The sequence below is a fragment of the Pseudomonas sp. 91RF genome (assembly GCF_003576265.1).
GTDB lineage: Bacteria > Pseudomonadota > Gammaproteobacteria > Pseudomonadales > Pseudomonadaceae > Aquipseudomonas > Aquipseudomonas kribbensis.
The window spans coordinates 473518-494561 of record NZ_QWFC01000024.1 but is presented as its reverse complement, the minus strand read 5'-3'; the positions used below and the strand labels follow the sequence as shown (position 1 = coordinate 494561).

Here is a 21044-nt window from a genome sequence, read left to right as displayed (position 1 = left end):
GGGAAAAAAATGCCGGGCAGGCCCGGCACAGGAAAATGGTCCCAGCACCTGTCGATGACGACAGACGCCGGGCGGTCTTGCATGAATCAGGCTTGGGTCAGTTTCGCCGCAGCACGTTCGAAGCGATCCAGACCGGCGTCGATGTCGGCATCTTCAACCACCAGGCTCGGGGCGAAACGGATCACGTCCGGGCCGGCCTGCAGAATCATCAGGCCTTCTTTTTCAGCGGCGTTGAAGATGTCCTTGGCCTTGCCTTTCCAGGCATCGCTCAGCACGCAACCGATCAGCAGACCGAGACCGCGCACCTGGGTGAACAGGCCGTACTTCTCGCCGATCTGTTGCAGGCGGGTCTTGAACTTGTCGTGCTTGGCGTTGACGCCGTTCAGTACCTCAGGGGTGTTGATCACGTCGATCACCGCTTCGGCCACGGCGCACGCCAGCGGGTTGCCGCCGTAAGTGGTGCCGTGCGTGCCGACGACCAGGTGCTTGGCCAGCGCTTCGGTGGTCAACATTGCGGCGATCGGGAAACCACCGCCCAGGCTCTTGGCGCTGGTCAGGATGTCCGGGACCACACCGAAATGCTGGTAGGCGAACAGGTTGCCGGTACGGCCCATGCCGGTCTGCACTTCGTCGAACACCAGCAGCGCGTTGTTCGCGTCGCACAGTTCACGGGCGCCTTGCAGGTAAGCCTGCTCGGCCGGCAGTACGCCGCCCTCGCCCTGGATCGGTTCCAGAACGACTGCGCAGGTCTTGTCCGAAACAGCGGCTTTCAGTGCCGCCAGATCGTTGTACGGCACGTGGGTGATGCCGGTGATTTTCGGGCCGAAACCGTCGGAGTACTTCGACTGGCCACCGACGTTCACGGTGAACAGCGTACGGCCGTGGAAGCTGTTGAGCGCGGCGATGATTTCGTACTTCTCGGTGCCGAAACGGTCGAACGCGACACGACGGGCCAGCTTGAAGGCGGCCTCGTTGGCTTCGGCGCCGGAGTTGCAGAAAAACACGCGCTCGGCAAAGGTGGCGTCGATCAGCTTGTGCGCCAGGCGCAGCGCCGGTTCGTTGGTGAACACGTTGGACACGTGCCACAGCTTGTTCGCCTGCTCGGTCAAGGCACCGACCAGCGCCGGATGCGCGTGGCCCAATACATTGACGGCGATGCCGCCGGCAAAGTCGATCAGCTCGCGGCCGGCCTGGTCCCAGACGCGGGAACCGGCGCCACGCACCGGAATGAAAGCGGCAGGCGCGTAGTTGGGAACCATAACCTGGTCGAAATCGGCGCGTTCTACCGCAGCGTGCTCAACGGACATCGGAGTCTCCTGATGAGGGCCACCCGCCTGAAACTGGCGAGCGATGGGGGGATTGTAAGGACAGTTTTGTGCCCGGCCTTGTCGCCAAGCGACAACTTCTTATAGCGCAAACCCCGGATTTTCCCGGGTTTACGGCAATGCGACATATAGCGTCGCAAAGGCGCAGTTTAAACCGTCGCCGTCAATTGCAGCAGGCCTGTGAGCATATCAATTGGCATGTGCCGGTCTGTCATACATATGTACTGCATCCACTGCCGAGATCTCTGGTTTGCTGACGGTTTCCCGACGTACATGGACAGACTCGATGCAGGCATCCACCGGACAGGTTGCAGCCCACACAGCGCTCAATCCCCCCGAGCACTACGAACCTCTCAGAAACGCTTTCCCGGAATGGCTCGGCAAAACCTCGGCCGTACGCCGCCAGGCCCTGAAGCACAATCGCCGCACGCTCACCGACACACTCAAAAAAGCGCCGAAGGCGCAACATGATGAACTGAGAGCGCTCATCGCCCAGCGCATGAGCGTGCAAAACACCATCGACCGGACACTTGAGCATCTGCAGGACGCCTGCGCCTACGCCGAGCCGATCCTGACCCAGGCGCTGACGAGCAGATTCAGTCTGGACGTGGATGTCAGGAACACGTTCCTGCGCCTCTACATCCCGGTGAAAACACCCGGGCTCCCGATCACCACCGGCAGCCGGAGCTGGACGGTGTCACTGCTCGATGCAGCGCTGCACAACTTCGAAGAAGACGAAACCGAAGCTGACGCTTACTCCAGCGAATCGACCTTCACTACCAGGCCATCACCGTCAGGTCAGTTCGAAACCCTGCCGCAGATAAAGGCACGCCTGAGCATCGCGGCATTCACCCGACTGTGCCGGGAACTGGACATCGGCGCCCGCTACAAGTCGTATCTTGAAGAAAACCTGGCTATCAACGACCCCGTCGCCGGCGCGGCACTGCGTCAGCGCATCAACGTCAGCGAAAAGGCCGCCCTCCAGGCCGCCCTGCACATGGCAAAAATGAATGGCGATGTCAGCGAGTTGTACGTGCGCCTGATCGGCGGTTTGCTCGACGATTTGCAAGGCATGCGAGTCAATGGACAGGCACTGCTTTGCCATGACCTGAGCATGATGTCGTCGAAGCTGACCGGCATCGTTCTCTTCGCGCCGGATCTGCAGCAGGCACGCACCCTGGTCAGAGTGGTGGCCTATGTGCCGGACGACCCCGAACATCCGGTCAAGGAATACGCCTCGACCGCAGACATGATGCGCGAGCTGACACGTCAACTTCGTAGCCCGGACTATCAGAAGTTCTTCAGCCGCTTCGTTGCCCACGACCAGCGCGGGTATTTTTTCGCCGACCTCGGACAGCGCCTGAGCCGGGTGAAATGGCACCCCTCGGAACCCGGTAGCTCATTGCCCGCCTGGCGGGATACGCCCGTCGACAAGCCCGATCTGCAATTTGCCGTCACGCCTATCGAGGGCCGACTGCTGGATCAGCTTTATCAACGAAAGCTGAACAAGATCCTCAATGACGCTACGACGATCGCTGTCCCGACTGCCACAGTCGACCGCAACGCGCGCTGGGCGACATGGGACGCCTTCAGCCGGATTGCCTCTTCGATTCTTGAAATCGCTTCGTTCGTGCTGATGCCCTTCGTACCCTTTCTGGGCGAAATGATGATGGCGTACATGGCCTATCAGTTTCTCGACGAAGTATTCGAAGGCGTCGTCGACTGGGCCGAAGGGCTCAGCACAGAAGTCGCCGAACACATGTTCGGCGCGCTGGATTCGCTGATCCAGCTCGGCGCCTTCGGCATCGGCGGCTTCATCGCCGTCCAGGAGCTGCCAAAGGTATTGCCGGCCGAGCTCATTGCACTGATCGACCGTTTCCAACCCGTGAAACTACGCAACGGCAAGACGCTGTACTGGAAACCGGATCTGCAGCCGTACGCGCGCCAGATCCAGCCACCCAAAGGGTCCGGGCCCGATCCACAGGGGCTGCACTGGCACCAAGGGAAAAGGCTGCTCCCCGCCGATCAGACCCATTACGAAGTCAGCGATCACGAGCATCCCGGCAAACTGTACATTGAGCATCCGACCCGCGCGGACGCCTACCGCCCCATCGTGCGCCATAACGGCGAGGGCGCCTTTCACACCGAGCTTGAACGACCGCTCGAGTGGGACAGCGCGACCGCATTGCAACGCATCGGTCATAGCGTCGAAACCTTATCCCCCGCCCGACGCGAGCGCATCCTCAAGGTCAGCGGCTACTCGGAAGATGCGCTGCGCAAAATGCACGTCGACCAGGAGCGTGTGCCACCACTGCTGGCTGACAGCATCCAGCGCTTCAGGATCGATCAGGACCTGCAAGTCTTCATTGACCGAATCGCCAGCGACAACCCCGAGGAGTATCTGAATGCCGATCCGCTGATCCAGCTCCAGCTACTCAAGCAACAGAGTCTGTGGCCAGACAGCAAAAGGCTGTGTTTTATCGACGAGCAGGGTGAAATCGCATGGCAATCCACGACCAATGACCAGCTTCCACTGACAGAGTTACGACAGGACAGACTTGAAGGGGGTGACTTGCTCAAGACTCTGCTTCAAACCCTCAGCGAGCCGGAAATCAACACGCTGCTGGAAGAGGCGTTCGGCGAGATGCTCGCCCTCGAGGCACGCAGCCGCAAGCTGAGAGCCAGACTCGCACAGATCGCCCGACAGCACCGCACTTCACTTTTCGAGGCACGTTATCAGGCACTCCAGCATCGCGACGCCCCCCTCGTCAGGCATGTGGCCCGGCACGAACCACAGTTGCCCGCCAGAATCACCGAAGAATTGCTGAACACGGCTACGGGTGCGGAGCTGGTGGAAATCAGCCGAGGACACTGGCCTGAACGGCAACAGGTTTTGGCAGAACACGCCAGGCAGGAACTGCGCATCACCCGCGCCTATGAAGGACTGGAACTGGACTCGGTGCACAATCCCGACACCGACACCCTGGCCTTGCACAGCCTTCAACAGTTGCCGGGCTGGTCCGGGGAGGTTCGCTTTGAGGTTCGCGCCCAGTCCCGGAACGGACGGTTACTCGACAGCACCGGGCCGGCCGAGGCTGTGATTCAAAAAGTACTGATCCGCACCTCCGATGACTTCTGGCAACCACAGGACGAACAGGGGCTGGATCTTTTCGGTCCGACCGATTTCTACACTGCCGTCCTGCAAGCCTTGCCGGACGCACAGCGACAGGCATTGAACCTGCAGATCGGCGAGGGAGAAAAGCTCAGGCAAGCCATCCGTGAAAACCCGTTGCCCCGCACCGAACTCAGGCTGGCAATGTTGCCTGACCCTGTGCCGCCTCCCGTCATGGATACCTTGCGCTTGCTGGGCACCGATGGTTACTCACGCAATCCGCCACAGTCCCGGCAAACACCCCATACGCTGGAGAACCGGATCAGGCAGATCTACCCGAGAATATCCGAAGCAGAACAGATCGCCATGGCCCGGCGACTTGAACGCCACCCGATCGGTGCGATCGCCGAGCTGTCGCGTCTTCAGCTTGAATACGCTCAACTCGATAGCGACCTCAATCAGTGGATGTTCGATCTCCCGGAAACCAGCCCGACAGACAACACCCGGCTGTCAGACGAACAACGAATGGCCGCCCTCCGAGATCGCCAGACGCTCGCCCACACCCTGCGCAGTTGCTGGCGCAGGGAAACCCAGGGACCTCACGGTTACCAGTTGCGTTTTTCGCAGCCAGTGGTGGGCGACCTGCCCGCTCTGACGGCTGACTTCAGCCACGTCAGCGATCTGGAATTGATCGGCAGTAGCCACCCCGGTGCCGTGAACGCCTTTCTCGAAAGCTTTCCGGGCCTGGTCCGCATGGATCTGCGTGATTTCGACCTGCACAGGCTTCCGTCGCGCCTGATGACCCTCCCCGAGCTGAAACAACTGACGTTGCAAAGTTGCAGCATCGTCCTTACCCCGGAAAACCAGTCACTGCTGTCCTCCCTCAACGGGTTGACCGCGCTGGATCTGGAAGGCAATCCGCTGGGAGCAACGTTCGATGTCAACTTCATGCCTGATCTGTCGCATCTGAATCTGTCCAGCACAGGGATCTCCGATATTCCGCCCGGTCTGCTGGGTCATCCCCGACTTATCAGTGCCTGGCTCACCGACAACCGGATCACCGCATTGCCTGATTCATTGTTCGAACGAGGCGCGTCCGCCACCGCCGGGTACGACTTTTTCGGCAACCCGTTGTCCGTTGCGACTCGCGAAAAGGTGAAGATCTATTTCAACCGGACCGGCAGCGATCTGGGCGTGCGCCCCGATCAGGCGGATATAAACCGGATCAAGGCACTGTTCACCGACCTGAACGATCGTCAATCCAGCGAACTGATCTACGAGTTGCCCGGCTCCCTGGCACAGGGCCGCCTTCAGCTGGATCGCTGGGAAAACGAACTGACCCGCATGACCACCGACCTGGCTGCCTGGGCGCGAGATACGCCGAACCGCAATCCGTCCACGGGCGAGCTACTGACGCCCAACGAACACTTCAACCAGTTTTACGAGCGAGAAATATTTGCCGGAAGGATTGAGCGACTCTGGCGCCATCGTTCGACCGCACATCCCCTGACGAGGGCAGACGTGTTTTCGGCGCAAGCCTCGTTCATGGGTGACATGCCCGCTCTGACGGCCGATTTCAGCCACATCACGGCACTGTCACTGAATGGCAACAAGCAAATACAGGCCACCGCACCGTTCCTCAAAAGCTTTCCCCGGCTGAAGCGCCTGATCCTCCACGACTTTGCACTGGATCAGTTGCCGGAAACACTTGCCGGCCTGCCTGCTCTGGAAACTTTGCTGCTCAATAACTGCGGCGTTGAACTCACCGGAGAACTACAGGCCGCACTGGCGGCAATGCGTGAACTCGAATCCCTCGAGCTGCCCAACAACCCGCTGGGCCGAGCACCCGACGCCGGCAGCCTGCCCGAACTTCTTTACCTGGATCTTTCCCATACCGGGATCAGCGATGTACCCACAGGGCTGCACGGACATCCGACGTTGCGAACAGCCATTGTCAGCGACAATCAAATCAGCGAACTGCCAGATGCCTTGTTTGAAATGCCCGCCTCAGCCAGCGAAGGATTCGACTTTTCCGGTAATCCACTCAGCCTCGACACGCTGGAAAGGATCAAACGCTACAGCCGTGAAACCGGTGTGGATTTCGGAATACTTGCCGAACAATCCGACATCGAAGCCACCCAGGCGCTGTTTCCCGCCCTGGATAATGAGGAGGCCAGTGACGTCTTCTATGGCTTGCCGGAAGACCTGGAGCATGGCCGTGGCCAGCTCAGGCACTGGAAAGCGGAGATCGAACAACTCACAACGGATCTGACGCAATGGAAAACGGCCGTTCCCCGGGCCCACCCTTTCAGCGCTCAGCTACTGGCCCCACGACAATTGTTCTCGGAACATTCGGCCAGGACAGCTTTTTCCGATCTGTTGCAGGAACTGTGGCGAGCACGACTGCCAGAAAGCCCCAGGCAACGCGGTGACTCGTTGATTGCCAGCCTGACATTCATCGGGGAGTTACCGACTCTGGCCGCAGACTTCAGCCACATCCGCGAGGTATCACTGACAGGCAATGCAGCACTGGGCGACATCAATGCGTTCCTGCAACCCTTCTCAGCCTTGCGCCACCTGGAACTGCACGATTTCGATCTTGGACAGAACCCGCTGACCTCACTGCGTATGCCCACGCTGGAACGACTGGTGCTGGAAAACTGCCGATTGACACTGACACCACAGAGCCGGACCACCCTGTCTTCCCTGAGCAACCTTCAATACCTGAACCTGAGCAGAAACCCGTTGGGGACATCGCCCGATCTCGAAACGCTGCCCGCCCTGACGCAACTGCGCATGATCAACAGCGGGATTTCGAACTTGCCCGACGGTCTGTTCGATCATCCCCGCCTCGTTGTCGCCAATTTCGAGCGTAACCAGTTCCGCGAATTGCCCGAAATCCTCTTCGATATCCCTGCCCGTACGCCGAGGCAGTTCAGCTTTGCCGACAATCCACTGTCAGTCGCCACACGCGAACGCATCAAGTTGTGTTACCGGCAGTTCAGGCAGAACTTTGGCGTATCAATGCCACCGGAAGACGTCGATCGTATCCGTGAGCTGTTCCCGTCCCTGGACAATGATGACGCCAATCGAGTGCTGTATCTGCTCCCGGGAACCCTTGAGGACGGTCGACTACAGATCCAGCGCTGGGAAACCGAGCTGCGACAACTTGAAAGTGACCTTGAACAATGGGTGACCGATATCCCCGAACGCTACCCGGTCAGTGACATTCTTCTGACCGAGAGTGACCGCTCCGCCGAGCGTGCCAATCGCATCATGTTCCGACTGGAGATCGAATCGTTCTGGCGCGAAAGGTCTCTGGAAACCCCTGAATCGAGAACCCCCGCCCTCAATCTAAACCCGGCGTTCATCGGTGACCTCCCGGCCTTGCATGCAGACTTTGCACATGTCACGACGCTATCGATCACCGGCAACCCCCAGCTAAGAGCCGGCTCCGGTTTTCTGCGCAGATTTACCGGGCTCGACTCCCTTGAATTACGAGACCTGGCGTTGGCAGAAATTCCGCAAGCACTGACCGGGATGACGGATCTCCAGCAACTGGTTCTGAGCAACTGCGGAGTCGTGCTGGATGACGACGGGGTTGCAACGCTATCGTCATTGACTCATTTGGTGAGGCTCGATCTTTACAACAACCCGTTGGGCCGGTTATTCGATCTGCGCACGTTGCCGAATCTGGAGTTTCTCGACCTTGCGAACACCGGGATATCCGCATTGCCCCCGGGCTTGCTGGATCCGCCCTGGCTGGAAACAGCCATTCTCAGCGGCAATCGCCTGACCGAATTGCCCACGGAAATCTTCGATCTGCCCGCCGCTGCCAGCAAAGGCTTTGACTTCGGCAACAATCCATTGGGTGTCGCCACGCGTGAGCAGATAAAGGCCTACTACCGCAGAACCGGAGAAGACCTTGGCGTATTGGCCGAGCCTGCCGACATCGCACGCGTCCGGACACTTTATCCTGCGCTGAACGATGAACAGGCAAGCGTCTTCATCTATCGGCTCGAAGGCACGCTGACCGATGGCCGGATCGAACTCGCCCGCCGGGAAGCCGAATTCGTCGGACTGCTGGGAGAGCTGGCGGCCTGGGAGACCGCCATACCCGACGACCACCTGACCGGCCTCCCCCTCTCACCTGAGGATCGTCTGCTGGAGGAGCAACACAGGTCGGCGTTCAGAGAGGCCTTGTTGACTTGCTGGCGCAAAACACCGGTGGAAGGTGCGGACGCCCGTGAATTCCACTTCGTTTTCAGGCTACCGATCCATGGTGAATTGCCGACGATGAGCGCCGACTTCGGCCACGTTTCGGATCTGCATCTGGTCAGTACCAGTGATTACTCGCCTCGTATCGGCCGATTCCTCGAGGGGTTTCGCAACCTTGAAAGCGTCGACATTCAAGGCTATGAACTGACCCATATCCCTGAGGCCATCTTCCAGATGAGACGGCTCAACACGCTGAGCCTGCCGGCGTGCGATCTCACGCTGTCGCCGCGCGATGTGGCAGGACTGGCCACACTGGACAACCTTGATCTGCTGCATCTGCATGACAACCCGCTCGGGCTGACACCCGACCTCAGCAATTTGCAGGGACTTACAGATCTGGACCTGAGCACCACCGGCATCCGTGAAATACCGAAGGGTGTGCTCGATAACTTCAACTGGATGGAGCTGGATCTGTCGGGCAATGAAATCAGCGAAATGCCGGACGAACTGATGGAGGTGCCGGCGTATGTCGGTGACCGCTACGACTTGCGCGGCAACCCCTTCTCCGCTCAGGCCATGCAGCGAATCCGGGCTTATTACCAGGAAACGGGCATGACGCTGAACGTTGACGGCGTGCTAGAGCATCCGCCGGTGCGCAGTCGTCCCAGTGTCGAGATGGAGGATTGAAAAGTGTCTGAAACAACAGCGCCATGACGTATGGCGCTGTGCTTGAAGGATCAACCGCGCTCGGGCGGCACCGACGACAGTTCGAACGGGCTGCTGCTGCGCCGCTGGTTGCGGTCTTCCCGTGGCGTGGCGCCGAAGAAGTTGCGATAGGCGCTGGAGAAATGCGGCCCCGAGGAGAACCCGCAGGACAGGCCGATCTGGATAATCGACTTGCTGGTCTGCATCAACATCTGCCGGGCCTTGTTCAGGCGCAGTTCCAGGTAGTACTGGCTCGGCACGCGGTTGAGGTATTGCTTGAAGATCCGCTCCAGTTGGCGACGGGACACGCACACGTGCTGGGCGATTTCGTCAGTGGTGAGCGGCTCTTCGATGTTGGCTTCCATCAGCAGCACGGCTTGCGTGAGTTTTGGATGGCTGGAGCCGAGGCGGTTCTGCAATGGAATGCGCTGACGCTCGCCGCCTTCGCGGATGCGCTCGACCACCAGTTCTTCGGAAACCGCACCGGCCAGTTCCGCACCGTGATCACGGGCCAGCACCGCCAGCAACAGATCGAGTACCGACATGCCGCCGCAGGCCGTCAGGCGATCGCGATCCCAATCGAACAGATGACTGGTGGCGATGACTTTCGGGAAGCGCTCGGCGAAATCGTCCTGCCAGCGCCAGTGCACCGCCGCGCGGTAACCGTCGAGCAGACCGAGTTGCGCCAATGGGTACACACCGGCCGACAGACCGCCGATCACACAACCGGCACGCACCAATTGTTTCAGCGCGCTGCTGAGTGCCGGCGCCAGAGTGGTCGGTGGCTCATCGGCGAGCAGGAACAGTTTCTGGAAGTTTTCGAGCTTGCCGGCCCAGGGCTCGCCGGGCAGTTGCCATTCACCTTCGGTCGGTGCTTCGGCCTGCAGGAACGACAACTCGTAAACCACGTCCGGATGCACACGCTGGGCAACACGCAAGGCCTCCTCTGCCAGCGCCAAAGTCAGAGCTTTAGTGCTGGGCCAAATCAGGAAACCAATTCGATGGGCAGTCATGGCGGGCGATCCGAAACGTAAACAGAGGGAAAAACCGAAATCGGCTGCAACCAAATTAGACCATCTGGCGCGCTGCGCAGCATGACCTAATTTGGTGCATAACGGGAGCGATTACTTGAGGCTGCCCGAGAGGAATTGTTGCAAACGTTCCGACTGCGGATTGACCAGCACTTCACGCGGGTTGCCGCTTTCTTCGACGACGCCTTTGTGCAGGAACACCAGCTGGTTCGACACTTCACGGGCGAAGCCCATTTCGTGAGTCACCACCACCATGGTCCGGCCTTCCTGAGCGAGGGCCTGCATGACTTTCAGCACGTCGCCGACCAGTTCCGGGTCGAGGGCCGAAGTCGGTTCGTCGAACAGCATCACTTCCGGTTCCATCGCCAGCGCACGGGCGATCGCCACACGCTGCTGCTCGCCACCGGACATGTGCCCAGGGAACGCGTCCTTGCGATGGGCCACGCCGACCTTGTTCAGGTAGTGCTCGGCTTTCTCGCGGGCTTCGGCCTTGGACACGCCCAGCACGTGAACCGGCGCTTCCATGATGTTTTCCAGCGCGGTCATGTGCGACCACAGGTTGAAGTGCTGGAACACCATCGACAGGCGCGAACGCATGCGTTGCAGCTGTTTCGGATCAGCGGCTTTCAGCGCGCCGTCCTTGTTGGCAACCAGTTTCAGCTCTTCGTTGTTGAGCAGGATCTTGCCCGCGTGCGGCTGCTCGAGCAGGTTGATGCAACGCAGAAAAGTACTTTTGCCGGAGCCACTGGAGCCGATGATGCTGATCACATCGCCGGCGGCCGCTTTCAGGGAAACGCCCTTGAGCACTTCGTGACTGCCATAGCGTTTATGCAGGTCTTGGACTTCAAGTTTGTACATGCGGTCGGTTCTCACAAAAACAGTCAGTCGTTGAGCAAAGGGCCGTCGCGCAGCGCATCGCGCCCCGCCACTTTGGCCAGCCAGAAACCGGGTTGGGCGTAACGCAGCCGCTCAATGGCAAACAGCACCCCGGACGTACCAGCACACACCGTGCTGACCCGATCCGACAGCGGATCGATCACTTCAAAAATCTTGTCACCGGCTTCAACCCACTCGCCGGGCTTGCGCAGGAAACTCACCACGCCGGGATGCGGTGGCAGGAGCAATTCAGTGCCTTCGAACGGCATGCCTTCGCACGGTTCGCGTACGGCGCTTGGCCACTCGCCACGGATCAGGCCTTGCTCGGCGAGGAACGCCAGAATCCCTTCGGCCCAGGCTTCGGCCTGTGCAGGTGTGGTGTCAGCCTGACCGCCCAGTTCAACGGTAGTTGCCAGGCACGCCAGTGGAATCTGCGCGTCCGGGAACAGCCGTGACAGACGCAGCCACGGCAACGAACAGGCTTCGTCGAACGAGCTGCCACCGGAGTCTTCCGCCAGCAGGCCGACCTTCACATCCAGGTGCGCGGCGAGTGAACGCCACTGCGGCCAGTGCTGCGGCAACGCATACATGTGCAGCGCGGCTTCGCAGTCGCAGTGCAGATCCAGCACCACGTCAGCGGTGGCGGCATGTTGCAGCAGGATGCGCTGCATGCCTTGCAACTGGCTGCCGGCCTCGGGCAATGCGGCCAGATGATCGGCCATTGCCTGACGGATCAGACGGATGTTGGCGTGCGGATCATCACCGAGTTGTCCTTCCAGCCTGGCAGCCACGGGAGCGCTGAGCTCGACGAAATCACGGTTGAAATTCTTGCCGCTGCCGGCCTCGAAACGCCCCTGATGATTGCCTTGCAGCAACTGGCCAAGACCCAGCGGGTTGGCCACGGGCACCAGCTCGATGACACCGTTGAGCAGGCCTTTGGCTTCGAGTTCGCCGAGGCGTTTTTTCAGTTCCCAGGCGGTGCGCATGCCGGGCAGTTCGTCGGCGTGGAGGCTGGCCTGGATGTAGGCCTTGCGCTCGCCGCTACCGAAGCGAAACACCGAAATCCGGCGTTCGCTGCCCAGGTGGCTCCACGGCAGAACGTGGTCGATGCGTTCCATATCAGTGCTTCCTCGGGGCCAGGTAGCTCAGCCAGCGACGTTCGGCCAGCTTGAACAGGCGCACCAGAATGAAGGTCAGGCACAGGTAGAACACGCCGGCGGTAATGTACGCCTCGAACGGCAGGTAGAACTGCGCGTTGACGGTACGGGCCGCGCCGGTGATATCGATCAGGGTCACGATGGACGCCAGACTGGTGGTCTGCAGCATCATGATCACTTCGTTGCTGTACTGCGGCAGTGCACGACGCAGGGCCGATGGCAGCAGGATGCGCTTGTACATCTTGACCCGCGACATGCCCATGGCCTTGGCCGCTTCGATCTCACCGTTCGGCGTGGCCTTCAGGCTGCCGGCGATGATTTCGGCGGTGTAGGCGCTGGTGTTGATCGCGAACGCCAGGCACGCACAGAACGTTGCGCTGGACAGCCACGGCCAGAGGAAGCTTTCACGCACCGCTTCGAACTGGGCCAGACCGTAGTAGATCAGGAACAGCTGAACCAGCATCGGCGTGCCGCGAATCACGTAGGTGTAGAGCCACGCCGTACCGTTGACCACGGCGTTCTTGGAGACGCGCATCAGGCCCAGCGGCAACGCCGCCAGCAGACCGAAAAACAGCGACAGCGCGAGCAACTTGAGGGTGGTCACCAGGCCGCCGAGGTACAGCGGCAGCGACTCCCAAATGACGTTGTAGTCGAAGATCATAGATCAGCCGCCCTTACGCCTACCGAGTAGCGCTTCTCAAGGTGACGCAGCGCCAGCAACGAGACACTGGTGATCACCAGGTACATCGCCGCCACTGCGAGGAAGAAGGTGAAAGGCTCGCGGGTGGCGTCGGCCGCCTGCTTGGCCTTGAACATCATGTCTTGCAGACCGACCACGGAAATCAACGCGGTGGCCTTGGTCAACACCAGCCAGTTGTTGGTGAAGCCCGGAATCGCCAGACGGATCATCTGCGGCACCAGCACCCGGAAGAACACCTGAAAGCTGCTCATGCCGTACGCCATGCCGGCTTCCGCCTGACCTTTGGGGATCGCCATGAACGCGCCACGGAAGGTTTCCGACAGGTATGCACCGAAGATGAAACCGAGGGTGCCGATACCGGCGGCCAGCGGGTTCAGGTCGATGTACTCGTCATAGCCGAGCATCGGGGCGACGCGGTTGAGCAGATCCTGACCGCCGTAGAAGATCAGCAGGATCAGCACCAGGTCGGGAATCCCGCGGATCACCGTGGAATACAGATCGCCCAGCCAGGCCAGCCAGCGCACTGGCGACAGGCGCAATGCGACACCGATCAGCCCGAGAACGATGGCCAGGGCCATGGACGACAAGGCGAGCTGAAGCGTCAGCCAAGCGCCATCGAGGATGACAGCCCCGTAGCCTTTCAACATGATTCAGGTCCTCGAAAGTTGGGATGAAAAAATGGCGCAAACCGCAGAGATCCTGTTGCTTGCGCCATTTCGGACGGGTCGAGCGACGTCTTTACTTGCCGTAAATGTCGAAGTCGAAGTACTTGTCCTGGATTTGCTTGTACTTGCCGTTTTCGCGGATGGCCGCGATGGCAGTATTGATCTTGTCTTTCAGGGCGTCGCCCTTGCGTACCGCGATGCCTACGCCGTCGCCGAAGTATTTTTCATCGGTGAACTGCGGGCCGACGAACGCAAAGCCTTTGCCGGCGTCGGTTTTCAGGAAGCCGTCGTTCAGCAGGGTGGCGTCAGCCACGGTGCCGTCGAGGCGACCGGCGGCCACGTCGAGGTAGATTTCGTTCTGCGAGCCGTATGGCTTGATCTCGGCACCCAGCGGAGCCAGGACTTCACGGGCGAAGCGCTCGTGGATCGAACCACGCTGCACGCCAATGTTCTTGCCCTTGAGCTCGGTCAGCTTGTCGCTGACCACGGTGCCTTCCTTCATGACCAGGCGGGCCGGGGTGTTGTAGTACTTGTTGGTGAAGTCCACGGACTTCTTGCGGTCTTCAGTGATCGACATGGACGAGAGGATCGCGTCGATCTTGCGCACTTTCAGTGCCGGGATCAGACCGTCGAATTCTTGCTCGACCCACTGGCACTTGACCTTCATTTCTTCGCACAGTGCGTTGCCGATGTCGTAGTCGAAACCGACGATGCTGCCGTCCGGGGCTTTGGATGCGAATGGAGGGTAAGCCGCTTCGATACCGATCTTCAGAGGCTTTTCATCGGCGAATGTCGGCAAGGACAGCACGGACAGTGCCAGGGCGCCAAGCAGCACAAGTTTCTTCATCTTGGGACTCCATCGGTAAAGGGCAAAAACGGCAGAGTGAGCGACAGCCCAATATGCGAATGGGTGGAACGAAAGCGGTTGCTGCGTGCGTGGGATATTTCCGAACAAAACCCTGAAGGCTTCAACGCGAGCCACGACGAGCGAGTGATCGGCATTCTAACGACAGGCCCGAAGCCGATATTTCTTCAATGCGACAACTAATTACAGAAGCACCGAGAAACCCGCTTAAGCACATTGACAGCTCCGCAATTTCATGCAAGAGCGAAAGACAGTGAACCGATCTATGCTGCAAATTGCGGGCCTATTATTCGCAAACCCTTCTAATCCGGCAAGCGCGGGGTGATGTCTTATTTTTCACCGGTCGTTCTGAGGCTCTAAAACGGGGCGATGCGTTTCTCATTGCCCCGTTGCGGGGCGGGCGGTTACACATTCGGTTACTTGAAGGCTGACGGGTAACAATGGGAATGGGCTGACGGAGCAATTCGATAATTATTGGCCGAAGATTCCCCCGTCACTGATCGTTCCCACGCTCCGCGTGGGAACGATCGAAAACAAAAAGCCCCGCCCGGCGCAATGCCGGACGGGGCTTTTCAGCCTTCAGACCCGCCGCTTACGCGACGTTCATGGTCTTGTGGGTGTCGATCAGATGCTGCACCACGCCTGGATCGGCCAGGGTGGAGATGTCGCCCAGGCCTTCGTACTCGGCGGTGGCGATCTTGCGCAGGATGCGGCGCATGATCTTGCCCGAACGGGTCTTCGGCAGCCCCGGCGCCCACTGGATCACGTCCGGTGAAGCAATCGGCCCGATCTCCTTGCGCACCCAGTTCTTCAGTTCCAGGCGCAGTTGCTCGCTCGGCTCTTCGCCATTCTTCAAGGTGACGTAGACATAGATGCCCTGCCCCTTGATGTCGTGCGGCACACCGACCACCGCCGCTTCGGCGACTTTCGGGTGAGCGACCATCGCACTTTCGATCTCGGCCGTACCCATGCGGTGGCCGGAGACGTTGAGCACGTCATCCACGCGACCGGTGATCCAGTAGTAACCATCGGCATCGCGACGGGCGCCGTCACCGGTGAAGTACATGCCACGGAAGGTCTTGAAGTAGGTGTCGACGAAACGGTCGTGGTCGCCGTACAGGGTGCGCGCCTGACCCGGCCACGAATCGAGAATCACCAGATTGCCTTCGGCCTCGCCCTCGATGATGTTGCCGAGGTTGTCCACCAGCGCCGGCACTACACCGAAGAACGGACGTGCGGCCGAACCCGGCTTCAGGGTATGAGCACCCGGCAGCGGGCTCATCATGTTGCCGCCGGTTTCGGTCTGCCACCAGGTGTCGACAATCGGGCAACGGGACTTGCCGACGTTCTTGTAATACCAGTCCCAGGCTTCCGGGTTGATCGGCTCGCCCACCGAACCCAGCAGACGCAAACTGCTACCGTCCGCACCTTCGACTGCGGCGGTGCCGGAGGCCATCATCGCGCGGATCGCGGTCGGCGCGGTGTAGAGGATGTTGACCTTGTGCTTGTCGACGATCTTCGCCACCCGGGTGATGTCCGGGTAGTTCGGCACGCCTTCGAACAGCAGCGTGGTCGCGCCGTTGGCCAGCGGGCCGTAAACGATGTAGGAGTGACCGGTAACCCAGCCGACGTCGGCGGTGCACCAGTAGATTTCGCCCGGACGGTAGTCGAACACGCGCTCATGGGTCATCGCTGCGTACAGCAAGTAACCGCCGGTGGTGTGCTGCACGCCCTTCGGCTTGCCGGTGGAGCCGGAGGTATAAAGGATGAACAGTGCTTCTTCGGCGCCCATCTCTTTCGGCGCGCAGACAGTGCCCGCCACTTTCATCAGGTCTTCGTACCAGATGTCGCGATGCTGGTTCCACTTGATGTCGCCACCGGTGCGCTTGCACACGATGACTTTCTGGATGCTGTTGGTTTCCGGGTTGGTCAGGGCGTCGTCGACGTTGGCCTTGAGGGAAATCTTCTTGCCGGCACGAATGCCTTCGTCAGCGGTGATCACCACTTTCGAGCGGCAGTCGATGATGCGACCGGCCAGGGCTTCCGGCGAAAAACCGCCGAACACCACCGAGTGAATCGCGCCGATCCGGGTGCAGGCCAGCATGGCGACCACGGCTTCGGGGATCATCGGCATATAAATGGTCACCACGTCGCCGCGGTGCACGTCCTGGCCACGCAGGGCGTTGGCGAACTTGCAGACTTGTTCGTGCAGTTCGCGGTAGGTGATGTTGCGGCTTTCGGAAGGATCGTCGCCTTCCCAGATGATGGCGACCTGATCGCCGCGCTCGGCCAGATGGCGGTCGAGGCAGTTATAGGAAACGTTCAGGGTGCCGTCGGCGAACCACTTGATGTCGACATGGTGGTCGTCGAACGAAGTCTGCTTCACCGTGGTGAAAGGCTTGATCCAGTCGAGGCGCTTGGCTTGTTCGCGCCAGAAGCCGTCAGGGTTGACGACCGACTGCTGGTACATGGCTTTGTAGGTCGCCTCGTCGGTCAGCGTATTGGCCAGAACCTCGGGACGAACGGGATACAGAGAAGCCGCACTCATCTTTCCTACCTCGGTGTAATAGTTGTTTTTGTATGACCCTGTTGTAGCCGGGGCGACCGTATAGAACCATTCGACGATGGTAGTAACAAGCCCCTACAGGTCGTGGCGATAATCCCGATGCTTGCCCCCGATCGTCTCGCAGGCCTTGAATCTACTGGCCCGGCAGCGATTGTTACCAAATCTGCCAAAGGTGTTTATCAAAACCCCATCTGTTTACACCCACCCCGCCTCCCTAAAATCTGCCTCGCCGACAAGGCAAAGTGATTAACAACGTTACAGCCCCCACGAAGGCCGTTAATCCAGCTCTGAAGTAACAAACCAAAACGATGAAGTTCCACACGCAACCCCAAAAAGGTTGCGTGACCCCACTCGACCTCAAGAAGGTAAATTTCAAATGAAAGCTTTATTGGTTCTGGCCCTCAGCAGTCTGTGCGCAACCGCCATGGCAGACGAGGTCCCGACTGATGTCGCACAGCAACAACCGGCCATCGAGGAATACACTTACTCCACTCACCTGGACATCGCCAAAGTTGTATCGATGAGCGAAGTTCCGAATGTCTGCGAAGTGGTCCCGATGAAAATGGAGTACGACGACTCCACTGGCCAGCGTCACATCCTGCGTTACAGCGTGATGGGTAACGGCTGCACCAATTGATGGTTTGAGACTGCACCGAATCGGATCGCTCAGCGCAACATCGAGGGTCGATTCCAGCCCGGCTTCGGTCGGGCTCAGTTGTGTTTGAAGGGACGTAAAAGGGTTGCAAAACACAAGATATAGTGAAAAACGCGGTTTTTTGCTCGTTTTTTGAGCAACCAATCACACGCAGAAAAATTAATGAAAAAAATTTCTCCGGGGCCAATCCCGGCGAAAGCCCTGTAAACCCTCGCTCCAAACGAAATCACCCTCCCGCTCGACCGCCCTGCGCTGTTTCGCCCTCCCCCACGCCGGTGTTTTTTTCCCTATAATGCCGCCCAATCGGGTCAGCAATATTCCCTTACAGGGATCAAAGCCATTCTGAAGCCCCGCAGCAGCGTCCACGCTGACTCGCGCCCGTCAGAGGCTCTCGGAAACCCGTAAAAATTTTCTGTTTATTGCCTGCGTTGCACCGCTGCAAAAAACGACATCCAACGCGGCCTGTACGGCCGTGTGAAAAACCAACCAATCAGTTTTCACACGGGCACAGGCCCTCACGCAGGAGACGACACGTCATGCTGAGCTGGGACGAATTCGACAAAGAAGACAGTGAAGTAGCGGTAAAAGGCGCCAACGCCGGCCACGCTACCGAAGCCAACATGGACCGCCTCGACAGCGCCGGCGGTGCCGCCGCCCTCGAAGCCCGCGCCGTGACCGCCGAAGACTCGGCCGCCGTGGCCCGCGCCAAGGCTGCACTGGATTCCCTCGACGTCGCCGAAGGCCTCGCCGAACTCGAAGGCTCCGCCGCCCGTGTCGCCGTTGACGAAAAGCGCATGATCAACTGCCGCGCCGACCTCAACCAGCTCGTGCCATTCAAGTACGACTGGGCCTGGCAGAAATACCTGGACGGCTGCGCAAACCACTGGATGCCGCAAGAAGTCAACATGACCGCCGACATCGCCCTCTGGAAAAACCCGGAAGGCCTGACCGACGACGAGCGCCGCATCGTGATGCGCAACCTCGGCTTCTTCTCCACCGCCGACTCCCTGGTTGCCAACAACCTGGCCCTGGCCGTGTACCGCCTGATCACCAACCCGGAATGCCGCCAGTACATCCTGCGCCAGGCGTTCGAAGAGGCGATCCACACCCACGCCTACCAGTACTGCATCGAATCTCTGGGCATGGATGAAGGCGAGATCTTCAACATGTACCACGAGATCCCGTCGGTCGCGAAAAAAGCCGCCTGGGGCCTGAAATACACCCGCGCCATCTCCAACCCGGAATTCAACACCGGCACCGTCGAGACCGACAAAGAACTGCTGCGCAACCTGATCGCCTACTACTGCGTTCTGGAAGGCATCTTCTTCTACTGCGGCTTCACCCAGATCCTCTCCATGGGCCGCCGCAACAAAATGACCGGCGTCGCCGAGCAGTTCCAGTACATCCTGCGCGACGAATCCATGCACCTGAACTTCGGCATCGACGTGATCAACCAGATCAAAATCGAAAACCCACACCTGTGGGACGCCGAAATGAAGGAAGAAGCCTCGCAAATGATCCTGCAGGGCACTCAGCTGGAAATCGAATACGCCCGCGACACCATGCCTCGCGGTGTGCTGGGTATGAATGCTGCGATGATGGAGGACTACCTGAAGTTCATCGCTAACCGTCGTCTGTCGCAGATCGGTTTGAAGGAAGAGTACCCAGGGACCACTAACCCGTTCCCTTGGATGAGCGAGATCATGGACTTGAAGAAGGAGAAGAATTTCTTTGAGACTCGGGTTATTGAGTATCAGACTGGTGGGGCGTTGAGCTGGGACTAATGGTCTCGCTCGCCACGGTTTGACGACTGCTGCTTGAGTCGTCGAGTCGAGAAAGCAAGAAGCCCCGATTTGATCGGGGCTTTTTATTGGCAGCGAATTCTCTTCCCAATGGGTTAGCTAATGCTTGTCGTCGGCAACGGCGCTACTGTCTTGGCTCCCATCTAAATCAACCTTCAATTACTTCTAATCGCTGCTTCAGTCTTTCATTCACCGCCACTCCGTGCACCCCAGAATGAATCTCCCGGTGACAACTTGGACACACGGCCGCCACATACCGTGGGTGGTCTAACCCGCCATCGGAGACTCGGTTTACGTGATGCGGCTCCAAGTAAGGTGTGCCGTCCTTTTTCGTGAAAGGAGCCGGCCGCTCACAGCTCTCGCATGCGCCTTTGGCACGCATCAGCACATAGTGCGCAACCTTACGGCTGCGCTGATAGATCTTACGGGGACCGGATTGTTTTAAATCATCACTCCCTGGCTTGCATGCCGCCAACGCAACCAAACGCGCAGCGGCCAAAGAGTCCGGGAAGTCAGCCTCTTCCTCATTCTCCACTTCAGACTCAATCATTTCACTCGGAAAACCAACAGGGACTAGCCGAAAAACAATCGCCGTCCGAGTCTCGCCTTTCACATCCAATTGGTTACGTTTAAACATGTCGGCGCAAGAAAACTCCCCCTCGTAAACGTAGCCTTTTCCTTTGCCGAGGGACCTAAACATGTGCAGAGCTCGACCATCCTCGGCATGCCGAGCAATGGCTCGGTTTCCGCGAGTCAATGTCATTGGACCTTGCTGTCCTTCTCCGGTGTATAGATAAGCGCCGTCTTCCCATCCGTCGCTGTAGCCGTATTGCTCTCCGCTATCGCCCGTGAACAAAAAAATCACGGGGTAGGTGGAAGACGCTGCAATTCCGCTTTGTCGACTTCCACCGAACGGTCCGTTGATCTCAGTTCTTCGGTCGTAAACCGCATTATGTGTGAACTGCAATAGAGGTTGAGCTTCCCCACGCGGTAACTCCACAACTGTGAAGCCTCGCTTTTCTAGGTAGCTGTTGGTCGGATGCCCCCCGGAAAAATCTCCGACAGCAAGACCGGTCGCTAATGAGACGATTTTCTTCGCAGGATAGAGCTCACCGCCTGCGTTAATGGCATAACGGTGGGCTTGGTTACTTTCCCAACTTTGCCATTCACGCCTGCCCCGAAATTTATGATCAAATTCCAGCATCGCGTTGCTTATTCGTTCCTTCGATACTGCTTTGATCACCACGGAAGCTGCCCTTTATCGACTTTAGCTGTAGGAAAATTCCTATACTCACCAAAGTGCGAAAGGGTTTCAATGCGTAACAGAGCAAAAAGCCACTATTTATAGACGCTCAACCGTGCGCCAT

At 59.1% G+C, this 21044-nt stretch carries 12 protein-coding genes; 3 read left to right on the top strand and 9 right to left on the bottom strand.

Annotated elements, in window-relative coordinates:
- Nucleotides 1–86: 86 nt before the first annotated feature.
- A complete protein-coding gene (locus tag DXT77_RS13450; protein WP_119427935.1) occupies nucleotides 87–1307 on the bottom strand; it encodes an aspartate aminotransferase family protein in 1221 nt (406 codons plus the stop codon).
- Between the two features lie 304 nt (nucleotides 1308–1611).
- On the opposite strand from DXT77_RS13450, the gene DXT77_RS13445 reads away from it, so the two are divergent.
- On the top strand, nucleotides 1612–9342 hold the full coding sequence (locus DXT77_RS13445; RefSeq protein ID WP_119427934.1) for a dermonecrotic toxin domain-containing protein: 7731 nt from the start codon (nucleotides 1612–1614) through the stop codon (nucleotides 9340–9342).
- A 50-nt stretch (nucleotides 9343–9392) separates the two neighbouring features.
- Here DXT77_RS13445 and argR read toward each other — a convergent pair whose 3' ends face one another.
- From argR to acs, 7 genes are all read right to left on the bottom strand, one after another.
- Entirely contained in the window at nucleotides 9393–10373 is a 981-nt protein-coding gene (gene argR, locus DXT77_RS13440) for a transcriptional regulator ArgR (protein ID WP_085709719.1), read from the bottom strand.
- A gap of 111 nt (nucleotides 10374–10484) precedes the next feature.
- Nucleotides 10485–11249: an ABC transporter ATP-binding protein gene (locus tag DXT77_RS13435; RefSeq protein ID WP_003227281.1), complete on the bottom strand. Its 765-nt coding sequence runs from the start codon at nucleotides 11247–11249 to the stop codon at nucleotides 10485–10487.
- Nucleotides 11250–11272: 23 nt separating this feature from the next.
- Nucleotides 11273–12385: a succinylglutamate desuccinylase/aspartoacylase family protein gene (locus DXT77_RS13430; RefSeq protein ID WP_119427933.1), complete on the bottom strand. Its 1113-nt coding sequence runs from the start codon at nucleotides 12383–12385 to the stop codon at nucleotides 11273–11275.
- Between the two features lies 1 nt (nucleotide 12386).
- Nucleotides 12387–13085 carry an ABC transporter permease gene (locus tag DXT77_RS13425; RefSeq protein WP_119427932.1) on the bottom strand — a complete coding sequence of 233 codons (699 nt, stop codon included), beginning with the start codon at nucleotides 13083–13085 and terminating at the stop codon, nucleotides 12387–12389.
- Nucleotides 13082–13771, bottom strand: a complete 690-nt coding sequence (locus DXT77_RS13420; RefSeq protein ID WP_065261785.1) for an ABC transporter permease — start codon at nucleotides 13769–13771, stop codon at nucleotides 13082–13084. Before DXT77_RS13420 ends, DXT77_RS13425 begins: the two co-directional genes overlap by 4 nt.
- A 91-nt stretch (nucleotides 13772–13862) precedes the next feature.
- Entirely contained in the window at nucleotides 13863–14636 is a 774-nt protein-coding gene (locus DXT77_RS13415) for an ABC transporter substrate-binding protein (RefSeq protein ID WP_065261786.1), read from the bottom strand.
- 610 nt (nucleotides 14637–15246) lie between these two features.
- Nucleotides 15247–17202: an acetate--CoA ligase gene (acs, locus tag DXT77_RS13410; RefSeq protein WP_119427931.1), complete on the bottom strand. Its 1956-nt coding sequence runs from the start codon at nucleotides 17200–17202 to the stop codon at nucleotides 15247–15249.
- A gap of 394 nt (nucleotides 17203–17596) precedes the next feature.
- On the opposite strand from acs, the gene DXT77_RS13405 reads away from it, so the two are divergent.
- Both DXT77_RS13405 and DXT77_RS13400 read left to right on the top strand, forming a co-directional pair.
- A complete protein-coding gene (locus DXT77_RS13405) occupies nucleotides 17597–17857 on the top strand; it encodes a DUF2790 domain-containing protein (protein WP_085709715.1) in 261 nt (86 codons plus the stop codon).
- Between the two features lie 554 nt (nucleotides 17858–18411).
- Complete coding sequence (locus DXT77_RS13400) at nucleotides 18412–19659, top strand: ribonucleotide-diphosphate reductase subunit beta (protein WP_119427930.1); 1248 nt, start codon at nucleotides 18412–18414, stop codon at nucleotides 19657–19659.
- A 166-nt stretch (nucleotides 19660–19825) separates the two neighbouring features.
- Here DXT77_RS13400 and DXT77_RS13395 read toward each other — a convergent pair whose 3' ends face one another.
- Nucleotides 19826–20923, bottom strand: a complete 1098-nt coding sequence (locus DXT77_RS13395) for an HNH endonuclease signature motif containing protein (RefSeq protein WP_119427929.1) — start codon at nucleotides 20921–20923, stop codon at nucleotides 19826–19828.
- Nucleotides 20924–21044: the final 121 nt, after the last annotated feature.

Excerpts from the sequence above, each read along its gene's own strand:
- DXT77_RS13415 (WP_065261786.1), bottom strand. The coding sequence starts at position 14,636 with ATGAAGAAACTTGTGCTGCTTGGCGCCCTGGCACTGTCCGTGCTGTCC.
- DXT77_RS13400 (WP_119427930.1), top strand. The coding sequence starts at position 18,412 with ATGCTGAGCTGGGACGAATTCGACAAAGAAGACAGTGAAGTAGCGGTA.
- argR (WP_085709719.1), bottom strand. The coding sequence starts at position 10,373 with ATGACTGCCCATCGAATTGGTTTCCTGATTTGGCCCAGCACTAAAGCT.
- DXT77_RS13425 (WP_119427932.1), bottom strand. The coding sequence starts at position 13,085 with ATGATCTTCGACTACAACGTCATTTGGGAGTCGCTGCCGCTGTACCTC.
- DXT77_RS13420 (WP_065261785.1), bottom strand. The coding sequence starts at position 13,771 with ATGTTGAAAGGCTACGGGGCTGTCATCCTCGATGGCGCTTGGCTGACG.
- DXT77_RS13435 (WP_003227281.1), bottom strand. The coding sequence starts at position 11,249 with ATGTACAAACTTGAAGTCCAAGACCTGCATAAACGCTATGGCAGTCAC.
- DXT77_RS13405 (WP_085709715.1), top strand. The coding sequence starts at position 17,597 with ATGAAAGCTTTATTGGTTCTGGCCCTCAGCAGTCTGTGCGCAACCGCC.
- acs (WP_119427931.1), bottom strand. The coding sequence starts at position 17,202 with ATGAGTGCGGCTTCTCTGTATCCCGTTCGTCCCGAGGTTCTGGCCAAT.
- DXT77_RS13450 (WP_119427935.1), bottom strand. The coding sequence starts at position 1,307 with ATGTCCGTTGAGCACGCTGCGGTAGAACGCGCCGATTTCGACCAGGTT.
- DXT77_RS13445 (WP_119427934.1), top strand. The coding sequence starts at position 1,612 with ATGCAGGCATCCACCGGACAGGTTGCAGCCCACACAGCGCTCAATCCC.
- DXT77_RS13430 (WP_119427933.1), bottom strand. The coding sequence starts at position 12,385 with ATGGAACGCATCGACCACGTTCTGCCGTGGAGCCACCTGGGCAGCGAA.